Below are 18,042 nucleotides of genomic sequence, written 5' to 3'. Positions count from 1 at the left end.
AAAACAGGGAGGGACGGACGAACTAGTCCTCTTGAATGGAAAAAAATTGGTATGTTGTTCATACGTACTCGGGTTATGAAAATAAAGTAAAAGCCAACTTAGAAAAACGTGTTGAATCAATGGGTATGTCAGACAAAATCTTCCGTGTGGTCGTTCCGGAAGAAGAAGAAACTGATATCAAAAACGGCAAGAAAAAAGTTGTGAAACGAAAAGTATTTCCTGGCTATGTATTAGTTGAAATCGTAATGACGGATGATTCCTGGTATGTAGTCCGAAATACTCCGGGTGTAACGGGATTTGTCGGCTCCGCAGGATCAGGTTCCAAACCGACCGCGCTACTTCCAGAAGAAGTTAATATGATCCTCAAGCGCATGGGAGTAGAAGAAAGACGCATTGACGTCAATTTCGAAATCGGTGAAACGGTTAAAGTCAAGGAAGGTCCATTTGCTAATTTTACCGGTTCTATAGAAGAAATGGACAAGGACAAAGCAAAGCTCAAGGTTCTTGTAAATATGTTCGGCCGTGATACACCGGTGGAGCTGGATTTCACACAAATCGATAAATTATAAAAGGCTGTTTTAGAATAACTGGCCGCTGGGAATTTGGACTAGGCAGTTATCAAGTTTTAAAGAAAAAAATAATGATATTGTAAAAAAACTTGAAATCAATTTTAAAAAATGTTAATATTTCATAGGTCAGTATGTCTCGGACAAAGAGGCTCTGAACTTTTGTAATCAAGTTCTTTATTTAATATAAAGACTTTTGTTGAGTGGGAGGGGAAACCCCTATTACCACATCACGGACTTTAAGGAGGTGTGTCTCGTGGCTAAAAAAGTAATTAAGGTTGTTAAATTGCAAATCCCTGCTGGTAAAGCTAATCCAGCGCCACCGGTTGGTCCTGCATTGGGTCAAGCAGGTGTTAACATCATGGGATTCTGTAAAGAGTTTAACGCTCGTACAGCAGACCAAGCTGGTTTAATCATTCCTGTTGAAATTACGGTATTTGAAGACCGTTCATTTACATTTATTACAAAAACTCCTCCTGCTGCAGTTCTTCTGAAAGTAGCAGCTGGAATCCAGTCTGGTTCAGGCCAGCCTAACCGTAATAAAGTAGCAACAGTTAAACGTGGTACGGTACGCGAGATTGCTGAACAGAAAATGCCTGACCTTAACGCAGCAAGTGTAGAAGCAGCTATGCGTATGGTTGAAGGTACTGCTCGCAGCATGGGTATTGTTATCGAAGACTAATCCAGGCGAAACTGTTTTTTGTATGATTGGGGTTGCGATGCTGATTTGTTCACTCGCAACCTTTATTCGTGGGAGGTTATTCCGCTAAAACCACAATCTAGGAGGAAATTAACAATGGCTAAAAAAGGTAAAAAGTTTTTAGAAGCTGCAAAGCTTGTAGACAGTTCAAAAGCTTATCCTGTTGCAGAAGCGATCGAACTTGCAAAGAAAACAAACTTTGCAAAATTTGACGCAACTTTAGAAGTAGCTTTCCGTCTTGGAGTAGATCCAAAGAAAGCTGACCAGCAAATCCGTGGAGCAGTAGTTCTTCCAAACGGAACTGGTAAAACTCAACGCGTTTTAGTATTCGCGAAGGGTGAAAAAGTGAAGGAAGCAGAAGCTGCTGGCGCTGATTATGTTGGCGATGCAGAATACATCAACAAAATCCAGCAAGGCTGGTTCGAATTTGATGTAATCGTTGCTACTCCTGACATGATGGGTGAAGTTGGTAAGCTTCGCCGTACATTAGGACCAAAAGGCTTAATGCCAAACCCTAAAACAGGCACAGTTACTTTTGACGTAACCAGAGCAGTAAATGAAATCAAAGCTGGTAAAGTAGAATACCGCGTTGATAAAGCTGGTAACATTCACGTTCCTATCGGAAAAGCATCTTTCGAAGACCAAAAGCTTGTTGAAAACTTCAACACTATCTTCGACACAATGCTTAAAGTGAAGCCTGCTGCTGCAAAAGGTACTTACATGAAGAACGTTACAGTTACTTCAACAATGGGCCCTGGAGTTAAAGTAGATCCTTCATCTGTTTCTGTAAAATAATTCCATTTGACAACTGAATCTATATTTAGTAATATATGTTTTGTTGTTTAAAATAAAATAACATTTGTACCGTAGACAGCAGGCGCCTTCAGGCTTAATTATCCTGCCGAGGTAATACGATAGAAGCAATTCAATTGTATGCTGCCTCCGTGTCTTTATGATGTGGAGGTTTTTGTTTGCCTGGTATGAATGCACTAACTACAGGAGGTGTAAAGATGAGCAAAGTAATTGAAATCAAAAAGCAAATCGTTGATGAAATCGCTGAAAAGCTAAAAGCAAGCAAATCAACTATCGTTGTTGATTACCGCGGCCTTACAGTTTCTGAAGTTACTGAACTTCGTAAACAGCTTCGTGAAGCGGGCATCGATTTCAAAGTTTACAAAAACTCTATGTCTCGCCGTGCTGCTGATGCTGCTGAGCTTTCAGGTTTAAATGAAGCTTTAACAGGTCCTAATGCAATTGCATTCAGTAACGACGACGTAGTAGCACCAGCTAAAATTCTTAATGACTTCGCTAAGAAGCATGAAGCTCTTGAAATTAAAGCAGGTGTGATTGAAGGAAATATCGCTACTGTAGAAGAAGTTAAGGCTCTTGCGGAACTTCCATCTCGCGAAGGTTTACTTTCTATGCTACTCAGCGTACTTCAAGCTCCAATCCGCAACCTTGCTCTTGTTACAAAAGCAGTTGCAGAACAAAAAGAAGAACAAGGCGCGTAAGTTAATTTTAACGGCCTAAAAAATAAAAAAAACTAACCTAAATTTCAAGGAGGAACTTAATCATGACTAAAGAACAAATCATTGAAGCAGTTAAAAGCATGACTGTTTTAGAACTTAATGACCTAGTAAAAGCAATCGAAGAAGAATTTGGCGTAACTGCTGCTGCTCCTGTAGCAATGGCTGCTGCTGGCGGCGCTGCTGTTGAAGAAAAAACTGAATTTGACGTTGTTCTTGCTTCTGCAGGCGACCAAAAAATCAAAGTTATCAAAGTTGTACGTGAAATCACTGGTCTTGGACTTAAAGAAGCAAAAGACCTTGTTGACAACACTCCAAAAGCTGTTAAAGAAGGCGTTTCTAAAGAAGAAGCTGAAGAAATCAAAGGTAAACTTGAAGAAGTTGGAGCTAACGTTGAAGTTAAGTAATCTAACTGTAAAAAAGCTCGCTGCATAAGCGGGCTTTTTTTGCCTGAAAAATCAAATTTTTGCTTTTCACAGGTGTTTCGAATATAATTCGATTCAAATGTTTATCCTCAATTGTACCTTCAAATATACTCTCCACCGGAGGTGAGGCGTATTGTCTGAACATTACTATTCCCGTACGCAAAAAGTAGATAGTGACCCGAAATACTGGGACTATACTCTATTGAATTCTCAATTCCGTTTCAAAACGGACAATGGGGTTTTCTCGAAAAAAGAAGTAGATTTTGGTTCCCGACTTCTGATAGAAACGTTTCAGCTGCCTGACATTGATGGAAAGATTTTAGATGTAGGCTGCGGCTACGGGCCAATTGGACTTTCACTTGCAAAACACTATGTGCCGCGTGTTGTACATATGGTAGATGTAAATGAGCGTGCCATGGAACTGGCGAAGGAAAACGCAGGGATCAACCACATTTCCAATGTGGTGATTTATGAAAGTGACCGGCTTTTCGGAGTGAAGGAAAAGGATTTTGCTGCAATCCTGACAAATCCCCCCATCCGTGCAGGAAAGAAGGTAGTCCATGAAATATTTGAACAAAGCTATGAGCACCTTTTACCAGGCGGGGAACTGTGGGTGGTTATTCAAAAAAAGCAGGGAGCTCCTTCTGCTGTAGAAAAACTATCAGAGATGTTTGCTGAAGTGGAAATTGTTGATAAAGAGAAGGGCTATTTTATCATTAAAGCTAAAAAAGATTGACTGTGAAATGTCGCTATGTTAACATTGTAAAATGCCAACATAATATTTTCCTGTTTATTCCCTTTTTTAACCTTTTTTCTTGTATAAAAGTGGGGAAAGACGGAAAAGATGACAAAATAATAGTCAAAAATGTGAAAATGTGGTTTTTGAGTAAAAAAACCCTTTTTCTTTTTGTCTTATGGGAGTTTTCTTTTTCTTTCCAAAAGACGCAAATAGATTTAAATTATAACGCTTGATTTGAGGGGTGAATCAGTTGACAGGTCAACTAGTTCAGTATGGACGACACCGCCAACGAAGAAGTTACGCGCGAATCAGTGAAGTTTTAGAATTACCAAATCTTATTGAAATCCAAACCTCTTCTTATCAATGGTTTCTTGATGAGGGTTTGCGTGAAATGTTCCAGGATATTTCGCCAATTGAAGACTTTACTGGTAACCTATCACTAGAATTTATTGATTACAGCCTTGGCGAACCAAAGTATTCCGTTCCGGAATCAAAAGAGAGAGATGTTACTTATTCTGCTCCATTAAGAGTGAAAGTGCGTCTTGTAAACAAAGAAACAGGAGAAGTAAAAGACCAGGATGTGTTCATGGGTGATTTCCCACTTATGACTGAAACAGGTACGTTCGTCATTAATGGCGCAGAACGTGTTATCGTTTCACAGCTTGTTCGTTCTCCAAGTGTATATTACAGCGGAAAAGTTGATAAAAACGGTAAAAAAGGTTTTACAGCAACTGTCATTCCGAACCGCGGCGCTTGGCTTGAATATGAAACAGATGCCAAAGACGTCGTATATGTCAGAATAGATCGTACTCGGAAGTTGCCCGTTACGGTTCTTTTGCGTGCTCTTGGGTTCGGCTCTGATCAAGAAATCATCGAATTGATTGGGGATAACGAATATATCCGCAATACGCTGGAAAAGGATAACACCGAAAGTGTTGACAAAGCGCTTTTGGAAATCTATGAGCGTCTTCGTCCAGGCGAGCCGCCGACAGTGGATAACGCAAAGAGTCTATTAGTTTCAAGATTCTTTGACCCAAAACGTTATGACCTTGCGAATGTAGGCCGCTATAAGATTAATAAAAAGCTGCATATTAAAAATCGTCTGTTTGGGCAGCGCCTTGCTGAGGCACTTGTTGATCCGGATACTGGCGAGATCATTGCAGATAAAGGTACACTACTTGACCGTCGCCATTTAGACAAGATCATCCCTGCCCTTGAAAAGAATATTAACTTTGCTAATTTCCATCCGGCGGGCGGAGTGGTTGAAGAGGAGATTCTTCTTCAAGCCATTAAGATTTACGCTCCAAATGATGAAAACGAGAAGGTAATTAATGTTCTTGGCAACGCGTATGTTGAGGAAGCTGTTAAGAACATTTCTCCAGCCGATATCATTGCTTCTATTAGTTATTTCTTTAACTTACTGCATGGAGTAGGCGATACGGATGATATTGACCACCTTGGAAACAGACGCCTTCGTTCCGTGGGCGAATTGCTTCAAAATCAGTTCCGTATTGGCTTATCCCGTATGGAGCGTGTGGTCCGTGAGAGAATGTCCATCCAGGATACAGCGACAATCACGCCGCAGCAATTGATTAACATACGTCCGGTTATAGCATCAATTAAAGAGTTCTTTGGTAGCTCTCAGTTATCACAGTTCATGGACCAAACGAACCCGCTTGCAGAATTGACGCATAAGCGCCGTTTATCAGCATTGGGACCTGGTGGTTTGACACGTGAACGCGCAGGCTTCGAAGTGCGTGACGTTCACTATTCCCACTATGGCCGTATGTGTCCGATTGAAACGCCGGAAGGCCTAACATCGGTTTGATCAACTCCTTATCATCTTTTGCGAAGGTGAACCGTTTCGGATTTATTGAAACGCCATATCGCCGTATCGACCCTGATACTGGGAAAGTTACAAGTCATATTGACTATTTAACGGCGGATGAAGAAGATAACTATGTAGTTGCCCAGGCAAATTCTCGTTTAGGAGAAGATGGTTCCTTCCTTAATGAGGAAGTAGTAGCCCGTTTCCGTGGTGAAAACACAGTAGTACCAAGAGACCGTGTTGACTATATGGACGTTTCTCCAAAGCAGGTAGTATCTGCTGCAACAGCATGTATCCCTTTCCTTGAAAACGATGACTCTAACCGTGCCCTTATGGGAGCGAACATGCAACGTCAGGCTGTTCCGTTAATGCAGCCGGAAGCTCCAAGAGTAGGAACTGGCATGGAGTATGTATCTGGTAAAGATTCAGGTGCAGCTGTCATTTGTAAATATGAAGGTATTGTTGAACATGTGGAAGCACGAGAAGTATGGGTGCGTCGCATTAAAGAGGTAGATGGCCAGGAAGTAAAAGGTGACCTCGATAAATACCGTTTACAGAAATTCATCCGTTCCAACCAGGGAACATGTTATAACCAGCGTCCAATCGTTGCTGTTGGAAACCGTGTTACTAAAGGAGAAATCCTTGCTGACGGACCTTCCATGGAGCTTGGCGAGCTGGCTCTACGCAGGAATGTCCTTGTTGCCTTCATCAACTGGGATGGTTATAACTACGAAGATGCTATTATCATGAGCGAACGTCTTGTGAAAGACGACGTATATACATCTATCCATATTGAAGAGTACGAATCTGAGTCCCGTGATACAAAACTTGGACCAGAAGAAATCACTCGCGATATTCCAAATGTCGGTGAAGATGCTCTTCGCAATTTGGATGAGCGCGGAATCATTCGTACAGGTGCCGAAGTAAAAGACGGAGACCTTCTTGTTGGTAAAGTAACTCCTAAAGGAGTAACAGAATTGACTGCAGAAGAACGCCTTCTTCATGCAATTTTCGGCGAAAAAGCCCGTGAAGTTCGTGACACATCTCTTCGTGTTCCTCACGGCGGTGGCGGTATTGTCCTTGATGTTAAAGTCTTCAACCGTGAAGATGGCGACGAATTACCACCGGGTGTAAATCAGCTTGTCCGCGTTTATATCGTTCAGAAACGTAAGATTTCTGAGGGCGATAAAATGGCAGGACGCCACGGAAATAAAGGGGTTATCTCTCGAATTTTACCGGAAGAAGATATGCCTTACATGCCGGATGGCACTCCAGTAGATATCATGTTAAATCCATTAGGGGTTCCTTCTCGTATGAATATTGGACAGGTGCTTGAGCTTCACCTTGGTATGGCTGCAAGGGCACTTGGAATCCACGTAGCATCTCCTGTATTTGACGGTGCGCGTGAAGAAGATGTTTGGGGCACTATTGAAGAAGCTGGAATGGCAAGAGATGCCAAAACAGTTCTATATGATGGCCGTAGCGGTGAGCCGTTTGATAACCGTGTGTCTGTTGGTGTTATGTATATGATCAAACTAGCCCACATGGTTGATGACAAACTTCACGCTCGTTCAACTGGACCATACTCACTAGTTACGCAGCAGCCTCTTGGCGGTAAAGCGCAATTTGGTGGACAGCGTTTCGGGGAGATGGAAGTTTGGGCTCTTGAAGCATATGGCGCAGCTTATACACTTCAAGAAATCCTAACTGTTAAATCCGATGATGTCGTTGGCCGTGTGAAAACATACGAAGCGATCGTTAAAGGTGAAAACGTTCCTGAACCAGGCATTCCAGAATCGTTTAAAGTTCTAATCAAAGAACTTCAAAGTTTAGGAATGGATGTTAAGATGCTATCCAGTGATGAAAAAGAAATAGAATTGCGTGACACAGATGATGATGAAGATTTAAATCAATCAGATACATTGAACATTGCTGCGGAACCACTTAACTTAGAATCAGAAAAAGTAGGCTCCAAAGAGTAATTCGACGGAATGAAGGCCAAATAGCTGTAGTTGTTTGGCCTTATCCGTTCATTAAGGGTAAAACCTGGAGATCAAAAGGGAGGTATGCCCTTGCTGGATGTTAATAATTTTGAGTATATGAAAATTGGTCTTGCTTCACCCGATAAAATCCGTTCATGGTCCTTCGGAGAAGTCAAAAAACCAGAAACCATCAACTATCGTACATTAAAACCTGAAAAAGATGGCTTGTTCTGTGAGCGAATTTTCGGTCCTACGAAGGACTGGGAATGTCATTGCGGAAAGTACAAGCGTGTTCGTTACAAGGGTGTAGTTTGTGACCGATGTGGTGTCGAAGTAACGCGTGCAAAAGTTCGCCGTGAACGCATGGGCCATATCGAGCTTGCTGCTCCTGTATCCCATATATGGTATTTCAAAGGAATTCCAAGCCGCATGGGACTTGTTCTTGACATGTCACCTCGTGCACTCGAAGAAGTAATTTACTTTGCTTCTTATGTGGTAACTGAATCTGGAGATACTGCTCTTGAAAAGAAACAACTTTTATCTGAAAAAGAATACCGCGCATACCGTGAAAAGTACGGTAATAAATTCCAGGCTTCAATGGGTGCTGAAGCAATTAAGAAATTGCTTTCAGATATCGATTTAAACAAGGATGTTGAGTTCCTTAAAGAGGAATTAAAAACTGCCCAAGGACAGCGCCGTACACGCGCTATAAAACGCCTTGAAGTACTTGAAGCATTTCGTGGTTCAGGCAATGAACCATCATGGATGATTCTGGATGTACTTCCCGTTATCCCTCCTGAGCTGCGTCCGATGGTTCAGTTGGATGGCGGAAGGTTTGCTACATCTGACTTAAATGATTTGTATCGCCGTGTTATTAACCGGAATAATCGCCTAAAGCGTTTATTGGATCTTGGTGCTCCTAGCATCATCGTTCAGAATGAGAAGCGTATGCTTCAGGAAGCTGTAGATGCATTAATAGATAATGGCAGACGCGGTCGTCCTGTAACCGCCCTGGTAACCGTCCATTGAAATCACTGTCACACATGTTAAAGGGTAAACAAGGACGTTTCCGTCAAAACTTGCTTGGTAAACGTGTTGACTATTCAGGCCGTTCCGTAATCGTTGTTGGTCCAAACCTGAAAATGTATCAATGCGGCCTTCCTAAAGAAATGGCTATTGAATTATTCAAACCATTTGTGATGAAAGAGCTAGTTGAAAAAGGTTTAGCCCATAATATTAAGTCGGCTAAACGGAAAATTGAAAGACTTTCGCCAGATGTTTGGGATGTACTTGAAGATGTCATTAAAGAGCATCCGGTACTATTAAACCGTGCCCCGACTCTTCACAGACTTGGAATCCAGGCATTCGAACCTACACTTGTAGAAGGTCGTGCTATCCGCCTTCATCCGCTTGTATGTACTGCTTACAACGCAGACTTTGACGGAGACCAAATGGCTGTCCACGTTCCTCTTTCAGCAGAAGCTCAGGCAGAAGCACGCCTGTTAATGCTTGCTGCACAAAACATCCTTAACCCTAAGGATGGAAAACCGGTTGTTACACCGTCCCAGGATATGGTTCTTGGTAACTACTACCTGACTCTTGAACGAGAAGGGGCAGTAGGCGAGGGCATGGTCTTTAATGATACAAACGAAGCACTGCTTGCATATCAAAATGGCTTTGTCCATCTTCATACAAGAGTAGCCGTACATGCAGGGTCTTTAAATAACGAGACATTTACGGAAGAACAAAACAAACAGCTTCTACTTACAACAGTAGGTAAGCTTGTATTCAATGAAATTCTTCCTAAGTCGTTCCCTTATATAAATGAACCGACAAGAGACAATCTTGAGGTTAAAACACCTGAGAAATACTTTGTTGAAAAAGGTACGGACGTCAAAGCAAGAATTAAGGAATTTCCAATTGTTGATCCATTCAAGAAGAAAATTCTTGGTAATATCATCGCTGAAGTATTCAAGCGTTTCAAAATCACTGAAACGTCAAAAATGCTTGACCGCATGAAAGACCTTGGATTCAGGTTTTCTACCAAAGCCGGCATAACTGTTGGTGTGGCAGATATCGTCGTACTTCCTGAGAAACAGGTAATTTTACAGGAAGCACAAAGTAAAGTGGATAACGTATTAAAACAATTCCGCCGCGGTTTAATTACCGAGGATGAGCGTTACGACCGTGTTATCTCGATCTGGAGCCAGGCGAAGGATACGATTCAAGGAAAGCTGATGCAATCCCTGAATAAGACCAACCCAATCTTTATGATGAGTGACTCCGGAGCCCGTGGTAACGCATCTAACTTTACACAGCTTGCCGGTATGCGTGGTCTGATGGCCAACCCGGCTGGACGTATCATTGAACTACCGATCAAATCAAGTTTCCGTGAAGGTCTGACAGTATTGGAATACTTCATTTCTACTCACGGTGCGCGTAAAGGTCTTGCGGATACAGCCCTAAAAACGGCTGACTCTGGTTACCTGACACGCCGTCTTGTTGATGTAGCCCAGGATGTTATTGTCCGTGAAGATGATTGCGGAACTGACCGAGGACTATTAATTCAGGCGCTAAAAGATGGTACTGAAGTAATTGAGGCATTGGATGAACGCTTAATCGGGCGCTATGCTCGCCGTGCGATCAAACATCCCGAAACGAAGGAAGTCCTCGTTCCGGAAAATGGGCTGATTACTGAAGACTTATCTGAAATTATTGTTGGAGCAGGAATCGAAGAGGTAAATATCCGTTCTGCATTTACATGTAATACACGCCATGGTGTATGTAAGAAGTGTTATGGCCGTAACTTGGCAACTGGCCAGGAGGTCGAAGTTGGCGAAGCAGTTGGTATCATTGCTGCCCAGTCAATCGGTGAGCCAGGAACACAGTTAACAATGCGTACTTTCCATACCGGCGGTGTTGCGGGAGACGATATCACTCAAGGTTTACCGCGTATCCAAGAAATTTTTGAAGCACGTAATCCTAAGGGCCAGGCAGTCATATCTGAACTTGATGGTGTTATTGTGGGAATTAATGAGGGCAAAGACCGCCAGCATGAAATTGTTGTCCAAGGTGAAGTTGAATCACGGACATACAATGCTCCTTACACTGCAAGATTAAAAGTGGCCGTCAATGATAAAGTCCTTCGCGGTCAGGAACTGACAGAAGGTTCAATCGATCCGAAGGAATTAATTAAAGTAAAAGATGTTGGCGCCGTCCAAGAGTACTTGCTGCGTGAAGTTCAAAAGGTTTACCGTATGCAAGGGGTAGAAATCGGCGATAAACATATTGAAGTAATGGTCCGTCAAATGCTTCGTAAAGTCCGTGTTATTGATGCTGGTGAAACAGATGTACTTCCAGGTACACTTCTTGATATCCACCAATTTACTGATGCGAACGAAAAGGCATTATTGACTGGAAAAATGCCAGCTACAGGTCGTCCTGTATTGCTCGGTATCACTAAAGCTTCCCTTGAAACGGATTCATTCTTGTCCGCTGCTTCCTTCCAGGAAACTACAAGAGTCCTTACAGATGCAGCGATTAAAGGCAAGCGTGATGAGCTTCTTGGCCTGAAGGAAAATGTTATCATCGGTAAGCTTGTTCCAGCTGGTACAGGAATGCAGCGCTACCGGAAGGCAGAACCTGTGCTTAGCTCTGAAGAAGCATTAATCGAGTAGTATATTAAAAGCGGCACTTGCTTAGACAGCAGGTGCCGCATTTTAAGGAAAAACTCTGATGTTAAAAATGGAAGTCAATTTTATGAAATCAAAAATTCAAAGTTTAGTTGACATCATTAACTATAGATGTTACTATATCAAAGGTGCTCCTATTCACCTGATACTTTGGAGGATATGATTAATGTCTTATGAAAAAGTATTACAGGCTAAAGAAGTCATTATAGGAACAAAACAGACAGCGAAAGCACTAAATGAAGGTATGGTCAGAGAGATTGTTGTAGCGGAAGATGCTGATCCGGAAATTACATCTCCGATTATAAACCTTGCTCTTAAAATGAACGTACCAGTCCTTAATGCGGATTCGATGAAAAAACTCGGAAAAGCATGCGGGATTAAAGTTGGAGCGGCAGCTGTTGCTATTATCCGTTAAAAACTGTTTTTGTAGATAGATGAATCTGCAAAAACTTTGTTTTTGCAAAAAAATGAACCACCTGGATGTGTGGGTCAACAAAGAAGTGAAAGGAGGAAAAAAACATGCCTACTATTAACCAATTAGTGCGTAAACCTCGCCAAACAAAAGAGGAAAAATCAAAATCACCAGCACTTAACAAAGGTTACAACAGCTTTAAAAAATCACAAACAAATGTATCTTCACCACAAAAACGCGGAGTATGTACTCGTGTTGGTACAATGACTCCAAAGAAACCGAACTCAGCGTTACGTAAATATGCACGTGTACGTTTGACAAACGGTATCGAGGTGACTGCATACATTCCTGGTATCGGCCACAACCTTCAAGAGCACAGTGTTGTTCTTATCCGTGGAGGACGTGTAAAGGATTTACCAGGGGTACGTTACCACATCGTTCGTGGTGCGCTTGATACAGCTGGCGTTAACAATCGTATGCAAGGCCGTTCTAAATACGGTACTAAGCGTCCGAAAGCACCAAAGAAATAAACCAATCTAACAAATATAAGCTTTTTTGAAAGGAGGAAATTACATGCCTCGTAAAGGTCCTGTAGCAAAAAGAGACGTATTGCCAGATCCACTTTATAATTCAAAGTTAGTTTCTCGTCTAATCAACAAAATGATGGAAGACGGAAAAAGAGGTAAGTCCCAGGCTATTCTTTACAACGCGTTCGATATTATTCGTGAACGTGCTGGAAAAGAGCCAATGGAAGTATTCGATGCAGCGCTGAAAAACATCATGCCTGTTCTTGAAGTAAAAGCACGCCGTGTAGGTGGAGCTAACTACCAAGTACCAGTTGAGGTGCGCCCTGACCGTCGTACTACTCTTGGTCTTCGCTGGTTGGTTAACTATTCTCGTCTTCGTGGTGAGAAAACAATGGAAGAGCGTTTAGCTAACGAAATTCTTGACGCAGCTAACAACACTGGAGCTTCAGTGAAAAAGCGTGAAGATACACACAAAATGGCTGAAGCAAACAAAGCGTTTGCTCACTATCGTTGGTAATCTAACCTTCAATATAAAAATTTTCATACTAGGAAGGAGAAAGACCAAATGGCAAGAGAGTTCTCCTTAGATAACACTCGTAATATTGGTATCATGGCTCACATCGATGCCGGTAAAACGACTACGACTGAGCGTGTACTTTATTACACAGGTAAAATCCATAAAATTGGTGAAACACATGAAGGTGCTTCCCAAATGGACTGGATGGAGCAGGAACAAGAGCGCGGAATCACAATTACTTCTGCTGCGACTACTGCTTCATGGAAGTGGCCATCGCGTTAACATCATCGATACACCAGGACACGTAGACTTCACAATTGAAGTTGAACGTTCCCTGCGTGTACTTGATGGTGCAGTAGCTGTACTAGATGCGCAGTCTGGTGTTGAGCCTCAAACAGAAACAGTTTGGCGCCAAGCAACAACATACGGTGTACCACGTGTAGTTTTCGTTAACAAAATGGATAAAATCGGTGCAGATTTCTTGTATTCTGTTAGAACAATTCATGACCGTTTACAAGCAAATGCTCACCCAATTCAGTTACCAATCGGTGCAGAAGATGAGTTTGAAGCTATCATTGACTTGGTAGAAATGAAAGCTACTTTCTATGCAAACGACTTAGGAACTGATATTGAAGTTCGTGACATTCCTGCTGAACATATGGAACTAGCACAAGAATGGCGCGAAAAGTTAGTTGAAGCTGTTGCAGAATTAGATGAAGAATTAATGGAAAAGTACCTTGGTGGAGAAGAAATCACTATCGAAGAACTAAAAGCAGGGATTCGTAAAGGTACTACTAACGTTGAATTCTACCCAGTAATTTGTGGATCAGCATTCAAAAACAAAGGTGTTCAATTAATGCTTGATGCAGTAATCGACTATCTTCCATCTCCATTAGATGTACCTGCAATTAAAGGTATTCTACCTGATTCAGATGAAGAAGTTGAGCGTCATTCAAGTGACGAAGAGCCATTCTCAGCTCTAGCATTCAAAGTTATGACTGACCCTTATGTTGGTAAATTAACGTTCTTCCGTGTTTACTCTGGTACGTTAGAGTCTGGATCATATGTCCAAAACTCTACAAAAGGTAAGCGTGAGCGTGTAGGACGTATTCTACAAATGCATGCAAATAGCCGTCAGGAAATCTCTAAGGTTTATGCTGGTGACATTGCTGCTGCTGTAGGACTAAAAGATACAACTACTGGTGACACTCTGTGTGATGACAAAAATCTTGTTATCTTAGAATCAATGGTATTCCCAGAGCCAGTTATCCAGCTTTCTGTTGAACCGAAGTCAAAAGCAGACCAAGACAAAATGTCAACTGCATTGCAAAAACTTCAAGAGGAAGATCCATCTTTCCGCGCACATACTGACCAGGAAACTGGACAAACAATCATCGCTGGTATGGGTGAACTTCACCTTGATATCATCGTTGACCGTATGCGCCGTGAATTTAAAGTTGAAGCTAACGTAGGTGCTCCTCAGGTTGCCTACCGCGAAACTTTCCGTGGTTCTGCTCAAGTTGAAGGTAAATTTGCACGTCAATCAGGTGGTCGCGGACAATTCGGACACGTTTGGATCGAGTTCTCTCCAAACGAAGAAGGAAAAGGGTTTGAATTCGAAAATGGAATCGTCGGTGGTGTTGTTCCACGTGAATACATCCCAGCGGTACAAGCTGGACTTGAAGATTCACTAGACCGTGGTGTTCTTGCTGGCTATCCATTAGTAGATATTAAAGCAAGACTATTTGATGGATCATACCATGATGTTGACTCATCTGAAATGGCATTTAAGATTGCCGCTTCTATGGCTCTTAAAAATGCAGCTTCTAAATGTAGCCCGGTAATTCTTGAACCTATTATGAGGGTTGAAGTTATTATCCCAGAGGAATATCTAGGAGATATCATGGGTCAAATCACTGCTCGTCGTGGACGTGTAGAAGGTATGGACGCTCGCGGTAACGCTCAAGTAGTTCGTGCTATGGTACCACTTTCAGAAATGTTTGGTTATGCTACTGCACTTCGTTCAAGCACTCAAGGACGTGGAGTATTCTCCATGCACTTCGATCACTACGAAGAAGTACCAAAATCAGTTTCTGAAGAAATCATCAAAAAAAATAAAGGTGAATAATTGATTTTCACCTTTATATCAAGTATAACTACTTATGTAAGCATGGAAACTGTGAAACTGAGTCGACCTTTTTCACAGTTCCATCTATAATACTTAACTTATAATTTAAAGGAGGATTTCTCTAATGGGAAAAGCTAAATTCGACCGTTCAAAGCCCCATGTTAACATCGGAACAATTGGTCACGTTGACCATGGTAAAACTACTTTAACTGCTGCTATCACAACTGTACTTGCTAAAGCAGGTGGAGCTGAAGCGCGTGCATACGACCAAATCGATGCTGCTCCAGAAGAGCGCGAGCGCGGAATCACAATCTCAACTGCACACGTTGAGTACGAAACTGCAACTCGTCACTATGCACACGTTGACTGCCCAGGACATGCTGACTATGTTAAAAACATGATCACTGGTGCTGCACAAATGGATGGCGGTATCCTAGTTGTTTCTGCAACTGACGGCCCAATGCCACAAACTCGTGAGCACATCCTTTTATCTCGTCAGGTAGGTGTACCTCACCTTGTAGTATTCATGAACAAGTGTGACATGGTAGACGACGAAGAACTACTTGAATTAGTAGAAATGGAAATCCGTGATCTTCTTTCTGAATACGAATTCCCTGGTGATGATGTTCCTGTTATCAAAGGTTCTGCTCTTAAAGCATTAGAAGGCGATGCTGCTTGGGAAGAAAAAGTAATCGAACTTATGGCTGCAGTTGATGAGTATATCCCAACACCAGCTCGTGATACTGAAAAGCCATTCATGATGCCTGTTGAGGATGTATTCTCAATCACAGGTCGTGGAACTGTTGCTACTGGACGTGTTGAGCGTGGAGTAGTAAAAGTTGGTGACGTTATCGAAATCGTAGGTTTCACTGAAGAGCCAAAATCTACTACTGTAACAGGTGTAGAAATGTTCCGTAAGCTTCTTGATTATGCTGAAGCTGGAGACAACATCGGTGCACTACTTCGTGGTGTAGCACGTGAAGAAATCGAGCGCGGCCAAGTTTTGGCTAAGCCGAAATCAATCACTCCACACACAAAGTTCAAAGCTGAAGTTTATGTTCTATCAAAAGAAGAAGGTGGACGTCATACTCCATTCTTCACAAACTATCGTCCACAATTCTATTTCCGTACTTCTGATATTACAGGTATCTGTAATCTTCCTGAAGGCGTAGAAATGGTTATGCCTGGCGACAACATCGAAATGACTGTTGAGCTTATCGCTCCAGTTGCGATCGAAGAAGGTACAAAGTTCTCTATCCGTGAAGGCGGACGTACTGTAGGCGCTGGCGTAGTAGCTAGCATCACTGAATAATAATTGTTAATGAAAAGGCGGATGACGATCCGCCTTTTTTTTGTTTTGGTTATGTTAAACGATTCCCTGCATTTACTTCATACTAATCAACATTAAACTTTAAAAGAGCTGTTGTTTTAAAGACTTGTTATTCCGATTAATTAAAAGGCTGTTTTCGTAAACTTTATTGCTATTTAGAGAAAATCAGAATGGAGCGGAAGGTGCGAGCTCCTCGAAAATGCTCTCGCATTTTCTTCGTGCGGTGTTTTACTAGGAAGCTGATTCAACGTCCTGCGGGAGCAGTGGTACAGCTGAGACCCCGCAGAAGGCAAGCATCCTGAAGCGGAAATCAACTACTACTAAAAACAACAATCATTTAGAAAACAGCCAATTGATAATACGATTAAGCTTTTTAAAACTAGTTTCTTCTATAGTATATAAACACATACCTCGGATAATAAAATGGGTGTTTTTGGAGATGTATAAAAGCCCTTGAAAAATACAAATCTAGTCGTTATAATAATAAAAGTGTGCTAAACATAAAAAGAAACGAAAACATGTTGCGTTTAGTTTGTGTTTTATGTATAATAGACAATGTTGGTCTTTGACTGCGATGAAGTGAAAGGTTGCTGACACACCCGGCCGCTTTGCCATGGCGAGTGTGTGGGAAATTTTCACGGAGAATGTCTATTTTAGAAAATAGGCGAAAAGGAGGGAAAATAATGGCAAAACAAAAAATTCGTATTCGTTTAAAGGCGTATGATCACAGGATCCTTGATCAATCTGCTGAGAAAATTGTTGAAACTGCTAAGCGTTCGGGTGCTGCTGTATCTGGTCCGATTCCGCTTCCGACAGAGAAGTCAATCTACACGGTTCTTCGCGCGGTGCATAAATACAAAGATTCTCGTGAGCAGTTCGAAATGCGTACTCATAAACGTCTAATCGACATCATCAACCCAACGCCACAAACAGTCGATTCATTAATGCGTTTAGACTTACCATCAGGCGTTGACATTGAAATTAAACTTTAAATTATAAATGATAATAAATAGGAGGTGTGACTGATATGACCAAAGGAATCTTAGGAAGAAAGATTGGTATGACTCAAGTGTTTGCTGAAAATGGCAACCTTATCCCGGTAACAGTAATTGAGGCAGCTGCAAACGTAGTTCTTCAAAAGAAAACAATTGAAATCGATGGTTACGAAGCGATTCAATTAGGTTTTGAAGACAAACGTGAAAAGCTTTCAAACAAACCTGAAAAAGGACATGTTGCAAAAGCTAGCACTACTCCTAAGCGCTTCATTCGCGAATTACGCGGAGTTGATTTGGCTGGGTACGAAGTTGGTCAAGAAGTCAAAGTTAATGTTTTCGCTGAAGGCGATATCGTAGATGTGATCGCAATCTCAAAGGGTAAAGGTTTCCAAGGTGTTATTAAACGCCACGGACAATCACGCGGCCCAATGGCTCACGGTTCACGTTATCACCGTCGTCCAGGTTCAATGGGACCTGTTGCTCCAAACCGTGTTTTCAAAGGTAAAAAACTTGCTGGACGCATGGGCGGAGAGCAAATCACTGTACAAAACCTTGAAATTGTAAAAGTTGATGTTGAACGCAACCTGCTATTAATTAAAGGTAGTGTACCTGGTCCAAGAAAAGCATTAATTAAAGTTAAAAGTGCGATTAAAGCATAATAACTTTTTAAGAAAG

12 protein-coding genes, 3 pseudogenes and 1 other annotated feature are annotated in these 18,042 nt (G+C 41.8%); all 15 genes and pseudogenes read left to right on the top strand.

Annotated features, from left to right (window positions below; translation table 11 throughout):
* Window positions 1-35 precede the first annotated feature (35 nt).
* The 15 genes and pseudogenes from nusG to rplC all read left to right on the top strand — a co-directional run bounded on the left by nusG (window position 36) and on the right by rplC (window position 18,026).
* On the top strand, window positions 36-569 hold the full coding sequence (gene nusG, locus RCG23_RS11255; RefSeq protein WP_308179757.1) for a transcription termination/antitermination protein NusG: 534 nt from the start codon (window positions 36-38) through the stop codon (window positions 567-569).
* A gap of 253 nt (window positions 570-822) precedes the next feature.
* On the top strand, window positions 823-1,248 hold the full coding sequence (rplK, locus tag RCG23_RS11250; RefSeq protein WP_223595882.1) for a 50S ribosomal protein L11: 426 nt from the start codon (window positions 823-825) through the stop codon (window positions 1,246-1,248).
* Between the two features lie 114 nt (window positions 1,249-1,362).
* Window positions 1,363-2,061 carry a 50S ribosomal protein L1 gene (gene rplA, locus RCG23_RS11245; protein ID WP_308179756.1) on the top strand — a complete coding sequence of 233 codons (699 nt, stop codon included), beginning with the start codon at window positions 1,363-1,365 and terminating at the stop codon, window positions 2,059-2,061.
* 51 nt (window positions 2,062-2,112) lie between these two features.
* Window positions 2,113-2,245 (top strand) — a sequence feature (ribosomal protein L10 leader region).
* Between the two features lie 31 nt (window positions 2,246-2,276).
* Window positions 2,277-2,777: a 50S ribosomal protein L10 gene (gene rplJ / locus RCG23_RS11240; protein WP_308179755.1), complete on the top strand. Its 501-nt coding sequence runs from the start codon at window positions 2,277-2,279 to the stop codon at window positions 2,775-2,777.
* A 62-nt stretch (window positions 2,778-2,839) separates the two neighbouring features.
* Entirely contained in the window at window positions 2,840-3,199 is a 360-nt protein-coding gene (gene rplL / locus RCG23_RS11235; RefSeq protein WP_308179754.1) for a 50S ribosomal protein L7/L12, read from the top strand.
* A 151-nt stretch (window positions 3,200-3,350) separates the two neighbouring features.
* On the top strand, window positions 3,351-3,953 hold the full coding sequence (locus RCG23_RS11230; protein WP_308179753.1) for a class I SAM-dependent methyltransferase: 603 nt from the start codon (window positions 3,351-3,353) through the stop codon (window positions 3,951-3,953).
* Between the two features lie 244 nt (window positions 3,954-4,197).
* Window positions 4,198-7,766 (top strand): annotated as a pseudogene (gene rpoB / locus RCG23_RS11225) (DNA-directed RNA polymerase subunit beta).
* 90 nt (window positions 7,767-7,856) lie between these two features.
* A pseudogene (gene rpoC / locus RCG23_RS11220) lies at window positions 7,857-11,443 on the top strand (DNA-directed RNA polymerase subunit beta').
* A 181-nt stretch (window positions 11,444-11,624) separates the two neighbouring features.
* A complete protein-coding gene (locus RCG23_RS11215; RefSeq protein WP_308179752.1) occupies window positions 11,625-11,873 on the top strand; it encodes a 50S ribosomal protein L7ae-like protein in 249 nt (82 codons plus the stop codon).
* A gap of 104 nt (window positions 11,874-11,977) precedes the next feature.
* On the top strand, window positions 11,978-12,400 hold the full coding sequence (gene rpsL / locus RCG23_RS11210) for a 30S ribosomal protein S12 (RefSeq protein ID WP_308179751.1): 423 nt from the start codon (window positions 11,978-11,980) through the stop codon (window positions 12,398-12,400).
* Between the two features lie 43 nt (window positions 12,401-12,443).
* A complete protein-coding gene (gene rpsG / locus RCG23_RS11205) occupies window positions 12,444-12,914 on the top strand; it encodes a 30S ribosomal protein S7 (protein WP_308179750.1) in 471 nt (156 codons plus the stop codon).
* A gap of 48 nt (window positions 12,915-12,962) precedes the next feature.
* Window positions 12,963-15,042: pseudogene (gene fusA, locus RCG23_RS11200) on the top strand (elongation factor G).
* 124 nt (window positions 15,043-15,166) lie between these two features.
* Window positions 15,167-16,354 (top strand): elongation factor Tu, encoded by a 1,188-nt coding sequence (gene tuf / locus RCG23_RS11195; RefSeq protein ID WP_308179749.1) that lies wholly within the window; start codon window positions 15,167-15,169, stop codon window positions 16,352-16,354.
* A 701-nt stretch (window positions 16,355-17,055) separates the two neighbouring features.
* On the top strand, window positions 17,056-17,364 hold the full coding sequence (gene rpsJ / locus RCG23_RS11190) for a 30S ribosomal protein S10 (RefSeq protein ID WP_308179748.1): 309 nt from the start codon (window positions 17,056-17,058) through the stop codon (window positions 17,362-17,364).
* A gap of 35 nt (window positions 17,365-17,399) precedes the next feature.
* Window positions 17,400-18,026: a 50S ribosomal protein L3 gene (rplC, locus tag RCG23_RS11185; RefSeq protein WP_308179747.1), complete on the top strand. Its 627-nt coding sequence runs from the start codon at window positions 17,400-17,402 to the stop codon at window positions 18,024-18,026.
* Window positions 18,027-18,042 lie beyond the last annotated feature (16 nt).

It is taken from the genome of Neobacillus sp. PS3-34, assembly GCF_030915465.1.
In the GTDB taxonomy this organism is placed as follows: domain Bacteria; phylum Bacillota; class Bacilli; order Bacillales; family Cytobacillaceae; genus Neobacillus_A.
The sequence above is the reverse complement of the archived record's forward strand: the minus strand, read 5'-3'. Positions and strand labels throughout refer to the sequence as shown.

Bases quoted from the DNA above. Each gene is read 5' to 3' on its own strand.
- nusG (WP_308179757.1), top strand. From the start codon at position 36: ATGGAAAAAAATTGGTATGTTGTTCATACGTACTCGGGTTATGAAAAT.
- rplA (WP_308179756.1), top strand. From the start codon at position 1,363: ATGGCTAAAAAAGGTAAAAAGTTTTTAGAAGCTGCAAAGCTTGTAGAC.
- rplJ (WP_308179755.1), top strand. From the start codon at position 2,277: ATGAGCAAAGTAATTGAAATCAAAAAGCAAATCGTTGATGAAATCGCT.
- rplL (WP_308179754.1), top strand. From the start codon at position 2,840: ATGACTAAAGAACAAATCATTGAAGCAGTTAAAAGCATGACTGTTTTA.
- RCG23_RS11215 (WP_308179752.1), top strand. From the start codon at position 11,625: ATGTCTTATGAAAAAGTATTACAGGCTAAAGAAGTCATTATAGGAACA.
- rpsL (WP_308179751.1), top strand. From the start codon at position 11,978: ATGCCTACTATTAACCAATTAGTGCGTAAACCTCGCCAAACAAAAGAG.
- rpsG (WP_308179750.1), top strand. From the start codon at position 12,444: ATGCCTCGTAAAGGTCCTGTAGCAAAAAGAGACGTATTGCCAGATCCA.
- tuf (WP_308179749.1), top strand. From the start codon at position 15,167: ATGGGAAAAGCTAAATTCGACCGTTCAAAGCCCCATGTTAACATCGGA.
- rpsJ (WP_308179748.1), top strand. From the start codon at position 17,056: ATGGCAAAACAAAAAATTCGTATTCGTTTAAAGGCGTATGATCACAGG.
- rplC (WP_308179747.1), top strand. From the start codon at position 17,400: ATGACCAAAGGAATCTTAGGAAGAAAGATTGGTATGACTCAAGTGTTT.